At 64.3% G+C, this 272-nt stretch carries 1 protein-coding gene; it reads left to right on the forward strand.

Features of this window, described 5'->3' with window-relative positions; genetic code table 11:
• Positions 1-272 (forward strand): hypothetical protein (locus tag AC0L15_RS33295; protein ID WP_473498434.1); only part of this gene is annotated, 272 nt, incomplete at both ends.

The raw sequence follows: 272 nt of genomic DNA on the forward strand, positions 1-272 counted from the left end.
GGCGCTGCGCCGCGAGATGTTCGAGGACGATCGCCGTCACATCAACACGGATTCCGACTCGGAAGTGCTGCTCAACGTGCTGGCGCACGAGCTGCAGATCCAGGATCGCATGGCGCTCACACCCGATCACATCTTCAAGGCGGTGGCGGGCGTGCATCAGCGTGCGCGCGGTGGCTATGCCTGCCTGGCGCTGGTCTTGGGCTACGGCCTGCTGGCTTTCCGTGTTCACCAGGTTGCCGTTGTGCGCGAACGCGATGCCGTAGGGCGAATTC

The organism is Mesorhizobium sp. WSM4846 (genome assembly GCF_055811415.1).